The organism is Facivitalis istanbulensis, assembly GCF_040560405.1.
Lineage (GTDB): Bacteria > Pseudomonadota > Alphaproteobacteria > Sphingomonadales > Sphingomonadaceae > Sphingomonas > Sphingomonas istanbulensis.
In genome coordinates this window covers 1-6342 of record NZ_JAVSCQ010000057.1, presented here as the reverse complement: position 1 = coordinate 6342, position 6342 = coordinate 1, and the positions used below count along the sequence as shown (strand labels likewise).

4 protein-coding genes and 1 pseudogene are annotated in these 6342 nt (G+C 52.0%); all 5 read right to left on the bottom strand.

The window, feature by feature from the left end; all coding sequences use genetic code 11:
• Nucleotides 1-148: 148 nt before the first annotated feature.
• On the bottom strand, nucleotides 149-424 hold the full coding sequence (locus RN629_RS18000; protein WP_407036471.1) for a hypothetical protein: 276 nt from the start codon (nucleotides 422-424) through the stop codon (nucleotides 149-151).
• A gap of 8 nt (nucleotides 425-432) precedes the next feature.
• A complete protein-coding gene (locus RN629_RS17995) occupies nucleotides 433-3093 on the bottom strand; it encodes a polymorphic toxin type 17 domain-containing protein (protein WP_407036470.1) in 2661 nt (886 codons plus the stop codon).
• Nucleotides 3094-3119: 26 nt separating this feature from the next.
• Nucleotides 3120-4982 (bottom strand): hypothetical protein, encoded by a 1863-nt coding sequence (locus tag RN629_RS17990; RefSeq protein WP_407036469.1) that lies wholly within the window; start codon nucleotides 4980-4982, stop codon nucleotides 3120-3122.
• 67 nt (nucleotides 4983-5049) lie between these two features.
• Entirely contained in the window at nucleotides 5050-5346 is a 297-nt protein-coding gene (locus tag RN629_RS17985; RefSeq protein WP_407036468.1) for a hypothetical protein, read from the bottom strand.
• Nucleotides 5347-6236: 890 nt separating this feature from the next.
• Nucleotides 6237-6342: pseudogene (locus RN629_RS17980) on the bottom strand (IS5/IS1182 family transposase); the annotation flags it as partial.

The following is a 6342-nucleotide window of genomic DNA, read 5'->3' as shown; positions in this document are numbered from 1 at the left end:
AGACCCCAAACCCTTCAGATGGGCAAAGTCCGCCGACGACATTCTCGCTTCTATCCAGCGCTTCTGCCTGCGGACACTCGATACCGCGCATCAGCAAATCAATATTATTTCAGAATCAGGACAATAGAAGGAGGCAGCTCAGGAAGCCCTACGATTTGTCAATATACCCGTTTTGATCAACCACTGTTACTTTTATACTATCACCAATATCATAAAATTCCCCACGATCCACCTTTTCACCTGTTCGCATCAGATTTTCAGGTGAAAACATGATCCCGTCATCTTCGTTTTCAAAAAAAACAGAATAAGCGTGTATTTTTTTATTATCTTCGCTTATCCCTAGTACTGTACCAACTCTGCCAACATAACTAGGATAGCGCTCGCTAGAAACTACGACTACTTTTTCGTAAAAATCTATTTTCATGGTTTTCTTCAATGTGTAAAATGGCCATCAAGTGAAACGTTAATATGGGCCCCATCTCTTGAAGCCCATCCCAACTGATTTCTACCTATACGGCTAAGTTGAACATCCCATTCAAACGCCTGCCCCTCTGTTCTAGATGGCCCTTTAAGCCATTCATTACCAAACCGATCAAGGAATCCCTTTTGGGGGCCGCGGGCGAGGGGCATTGATGGATGATAGCCTCTCTGGGGTACGAACCTGATCCGGCCACTAATTGGCAACTCGTTGGCCTTAAGGCGTGATTTGATAGTCCATGCTCGAGCCGCGCCAACGCTTCCGCGTGCCGTTGATATCTCCGCAGGAACCACTAAGCTCCTTTGAACCGATTTTGCGGATGCAGCCTCTAAGCCAAACAGCCCGCCGCTCAACGTCGGGGGAAGTCCCGTTGTTCCAGACAATAAATGACCGGGAAACGTCTTTATATCGTCAGGCAATCTTCCAATCTGCGTTTTTATGTTTGACATCTCTTCGAGCGCCCAGTTCGAGCTTCCGCTGAAGACGCCTTGAGTGCCGTCTGGATCTTGTCCATTAAGTGGATCGTTTCCAACATACGCATAGAGATTAATCTGATCATCATACCCGATCGGGTCAGTCTGAAGGAATCGACCAAGTGTCGGCGAGTATACGCGCGCTTTGTAATGGTAAAGGCCGACTTCACCTAACCAAGCTTGGCCGGTATATTGAAACCGCCCCACGTTACGGCTCCCAGGGATGCCATATTCGTCATAGGTGTTGATCCCAACAAGCGATCCTCCCGCGCCGGAGACGGCGATTACCGAACCCTGGTGGTCACGGTGATACCAGCGTGCGCTATCTCCTGCACGATACCATAGCAGCGGATCATCGTCGCCAGGGCCGTGGACATATGCATCGGTCAGCGATCCATCCTGATACTCGGCGATCAGCTGATCGCCGTCGTACAGGAACTGCTTGGTGCCAAAATCACCCGACAGCTGATACAATCGTCCCAGGGGATCATACATCAAGCGCGCGTTACCGGCTCTCACCAAGCGGTTTTCAGCGTCATAAATGTAGGCCGTTACGCCATCCCCAATCAAACTTCCGTTATTGTCATACGAGTAATAACGACGGTCGTCCGATACGCCGTTGGTACATTGCGCATTCAATCCAACCGATTGGCCGGCCTCGCAATATTGGTTTAAGCCATTGACGGAGTAATTTCGGTTAATGTTATATTTTGACGAGAAGGTGTACTCGGGATTGCTCCACGTGTGCGAAGTGATCTGGGAGGCGGTATTGTATGCCAGCGAAGCCGTCACATTCGCACTGGCGCTAGAAAAGCGATCAGTCTGGCTTTCCAGGCGGCCGACACTGTCATAGCCCCAATCCGTCTTATATCCCGCCTGATCCGTCATATCCTTCAGGAAACCATCCGGATTATATGTCCAGCTAAGCAGTGTAGCCTTGGCGTTTCCGCCATCATACAACGATGTCAGGCGGTTCAAATTATCATACGAATAACCCCAGCTCCCGCGCGGGGTCGTGACGAGTGACCGATTGCCATTGCCATCATACTCCGCACCAACGCTGCGGGCGACACCGTCCATCTTTGTGGTCGAGCTCGTCAGGCGACCAAAGCCATCATAGACGTTCTTGACCTCGTTATTGTCATCGAACGCCGCGCGGGTTTGAAGACCGCGCAAATCGTAGGAATAGCTTACGGCGCGAATATCGATAGCATCGGCGCATCCGCCAAGCTGAAGTGGTGCACATCCGCCCTGGGGCTTTTTCGCAACCTGCCGGCCCAATTCATCATATTCAAATCGGATTTCGCGGCCGTCCCGCTTCCGTAAAAGCTTACGATTGCCCTTTTCGTCATAGTCGTATGACTCGTAATCCGAACGATCGGCCGATCCGTTTCTGGCCTTGGATGGGAAGTACCACGCCGAAAGCCGGTCAAAGCCGTCATATTCCAGCTCGGCACGATTTCCATTGGCGTCCGTCACACTACGCTGCTTACCGTTCTCGGTATATTCATAGGCGACATATGTCTGAAGTAGACTGGTGCCCACCCCCTTGTAGATCTTCATGAGGCGCCCGGAATTGTCATATTCCTGCTTGGAAATACGATCCGGATTTGCGGCATTTGCGTCAGCCGTCGTCTGCAAGCAGGCGTTCTGCGGCGCGCTATCGAATTTCGTCTTATCCATTCTGACCGTCGCGCACGCCAAGCGTCCGGCTCGATCATAGGTCTTCTGCCCAACCGATTGCGTAACCCCATTTGCGTCCACGATCCAGTTTCGGACCTGTTGGCCCAAAGTGTCGTATGCAAAGTTTTCGGTTTTTGATACGCGAAAACCCGGCCAGTTGTTCGGCGCCACGCTGGTTGGTTGCCAGGACGCCAGTTCCCCTGACTCAATAGAGATAACCCATCCGAGTGCGTTATAGCGGGTCCGCACGGCTGGATAACCCAAAGGGCCGCTTCCGTCCGGATCTGGGCCGATACGTCCAATCACGCGCCCCGCACCATCGTAACGGATCGCGCTCGCCAATACATTCGGCTGACTTTCCTGCGCGTAAGCGGGTAGGCAAACGGCAGATGCGGCAACCCCCAACAGCAATCCCGCGATCCCGCGGAGGCGGGTCGTTTTACACATGTCGAACTTCATACTTCCCCCTTAACCCCTTCGTCAGATTACTGGCACACGACGTGATAGCGCGCGCCACACCGCTCGATGGGCTCGTCTGGATCATTCGGGTTGGTTGGATTGGACGGACTGCCGGAACCCGTTGTTTCCGGCCAGACGGGGGAGGTGGGTGTCCTGTCTGTACTTGGAGGGGTGTCCTTAGGGTCGAGTGCGGTTGTTGCGATATTAGGACACTCGCTAATGCCCGCTGCAGGGGGTGTCTCGCTGACACGGCGCCCGTTGCTATCGAGCCCGTAGCACGTACGCAGGGTCCGACTATCGCTCGTAACGGCCATTTCTAATAGGCCGGCAAAAGCGCCGTATCGATAGGTCGTAACGACCGCATCAGACGTCCCATCGCATGGGGAAAGAACGCGACACTCTACCTTCTTGGTCATGAGGCCGCCGGAGTACTCGAATTTTGTCTCCGGCGTTATCCCGGATACCGACAGCTCTGGCGAACTAATTTTTATCGGCCCGTTTGGGCCAAAATCATGTTCATACTGTTGTCTATCATTCGTAGAGAACGCTACTTTTTCAGGTGTCTTATAAGTGAAATATGTCGTATGGCTTAGTTCGTCAGTAACCGAATTCGGTTGATTGCAAGTAGTGGTGTACTGGCACGATGTCGAAAAGCTCGCCGACGCAGATGTGACGGCAAGTGGTGAGCCGGGTTTGGGAGTAGCCGTCTTTTTTGTAACGTTGCCACGACTATCGTATTGATAATCTACATAATTTCCCTCCGGGAAAGTGACCCTGGTCACCCGGTAAGTATCCATGTCGATGTCATATCGCGTTTCGCGACGAAACGAGCTCGTTGTGGGGTCGTAGTTTTCGTATAGATTGCTTACGATGCCGCTATCCGTGTGATAGCGAACCATCCGCCGGTTTCCATCGGGAGCTATTACGACCGTCGAAGCATATCCATTTCGTCCAGCCAAGTAATCATATGTCCACGTACCGGCTGCAGTTCTGACATATTGTACTTTGCCATCCCGATTATAGTCAATGCTTACTGAGGAGGCGCCGGCGGGAAAATCAATACGCGTCAAATTGCGATCATCATTGAATGTATACTGCCATACATTGCCGTTATCATCAGTTATAGATTGGGTGGTGCCTTTTGGTCGCAAATAGCTGTCTTCGTAGTTTTTGCCATTTTGATTCGGCGTCGTGATCAGCAAATTTTGTTTTCCAAGCGTCAGCCTGAACCACCCCTGATTATACTGTTCAACACTCAAGCCATTGAAAGAGTATTGTCCAAAGAATTCATTCGTCCTATTCGCGGATATCACCGAAGCATTATACATGCCCAGATTTCCCAAAAACAAAGCGGATATACCGTATGCTTTTGACGTTTGCGCATAAAGGCTAGGGCGGCCGTTGAAATACAGTGCGTCGCCATCACGATCGGTATAGACGCAAGCCACCGCGATGTCGCCTGGAGCTGTAACGTTACACGAGAGTTTGCCGCCCATCGTCGGCTTGCGCGCACTATATCCACTTTTGCGATTATTGAATTCCTCAGACCTGCCGCGATAGCTTACAATGTACTTACTACCATCGCGCCAGATCGAAGGCTGGCCAATGATCGACCAGGCCTGCCCTGTCCAAAGAAGACCACGCACTTGGCGATACGGACCTTCACCAATTTGAATGATTGGCGTCGACACGCGCATCTTGCCATGCACCAGGTCCACACCTTGCGCGTCTACCGACTCAAAAACCGGCGCGGCGAAAGAGGATGCATATGTCACCGCGTCACTTTGCGCCGACGCCGGCGAGTGGCAAAGCGGCAGCATTGCCACCGCGAGGGCGACTGAATACTTATATATCATTCGGCTTGTACCTGATTTATTTTTGCCAGACATGGCAAGGGATTGGCAGGCGGCGCGTGCACGCATGCCAATTTGACGTGAAAGCGTTCCGATCAGTCCATCAGTTGATTGGGATGATCGTGAATCCATTCAGAGGTATCACGACAAACCGCTTAACGGTGGGAGCACCGGCCGAAGTACCGGGATCCCCGGAACCACTGGCCGCACCTGTTACGGTATAGTTGGTCCGATTTCCTGCCGCGTCATAGCCGATAGTGGTCGCCGTGCTTTGCGATCCACTCGTCTTTGAACCGACCAACCGCCCGAGGGCATCATATGTGTAAGTCGTCGTGTCCTGTGCTTGCGCAAGGCTCGAAAATCCAAGTGTGGCACAAAGCATCAAAATCTTGAATTTCAAGGGAATTTCCTTGTCTTCAATGGGAACGTCCGCGTTCGTGGCAGTGGATTTGCCTGCTATGGCATTTAAATATGGATTTTGACAAGTCCGTCACTATGCTGTCACAAACATTTTGAATGGTGCTTACAGGCATTGATGTTTCGTGCTTGCCTGGCATATCCATAAAATCAAGGCGGGCCGATATGTTGAAGCGACTGTTGTGCGGTGTCATTTTTGCAAGCTCCGGTTTCTGGATCTCGGCCGCGCAAGCTGATTATTGTACCGTAAAGCCTACGGCAGTTATCGTTCACACAAATCAGATTGTGTACTTTACGGCCGAGACCGTCTGCCTCGATTGGTGCCAGCTGCCGCCCGGTTGGTCTGATGCGACCAAAGATCGTGCATTTTCGCTTTTGACTACGGCGCTTGTTCAAGCTCGCTCCGTAAGTTTGTTCTTTGCGTCAGGATGTGGGCGGCAACCTGTCTACAGTGAGCCCGAGGTGGTCATGCTAACGCGCGATCGATGAGTACAGCCAGCTATCGGCTTTATCTGATAAAACATTTCGTGGGAGTGCAAGGTGACCCGCGTCATTAAGTTGTCATTGTTTGCGACCGCTTTGGCAACAATAATCTCTTTATATCCATTCAGTGTATCGGTGGAGGGAGATGCGTCCGGAAAGATCACCGCTATCCAGTCTTATAGTGGACATACCGGCTTGCTCGTTCGGTTTGATACCGCTCATGTAAATCGGGATGGCTGCCCTTCTTCGGGCTGGTACATATTTCCTGATGACTCTCAGAGGGCGGCATTTGTTCAGAGTGGAATGCTGGCAGCCATGCACAGCCGCAAGCCAATGGGTTGTGCTATCAGGGTGTTATCAAGGCTATCCGCTAGGGTCAGGACTCGTTGATCACAGCCAGAAGATGACGGTTGCAGCGAGCGCGATGGCGGAGAGGAAGACGGTCGGGCACCGATCGTAGCGGGTGGCGACGCGGCGCCAGTCCTTCAGGCGTCCG

Bases quoted from the DNA above. Each gene is read 5' to 3' on its own strand.
- RN629_RS18000 (WP_407036471.1), bottom strand. From the start codon at position 424: ATGAAAATAGATTTTTACGAAAAAGTAGTCGTAGTTTCTAGCGAGCGC.
- RN629_RS17995 (WP_407036470.1), bottom strand. From the start codon at position 3,093: ATGAAGTTCGACATGTGTAAAACGACCCGCCTCCGCGGGATCGCGGGA.
- RN629_RS17990 (WP_407036469.1), bottom strand. From the start codon at position 4,982: ATGTCTGGCAAAAATAAATCAGGTACAAGCCGAATGATATATAAGTAT.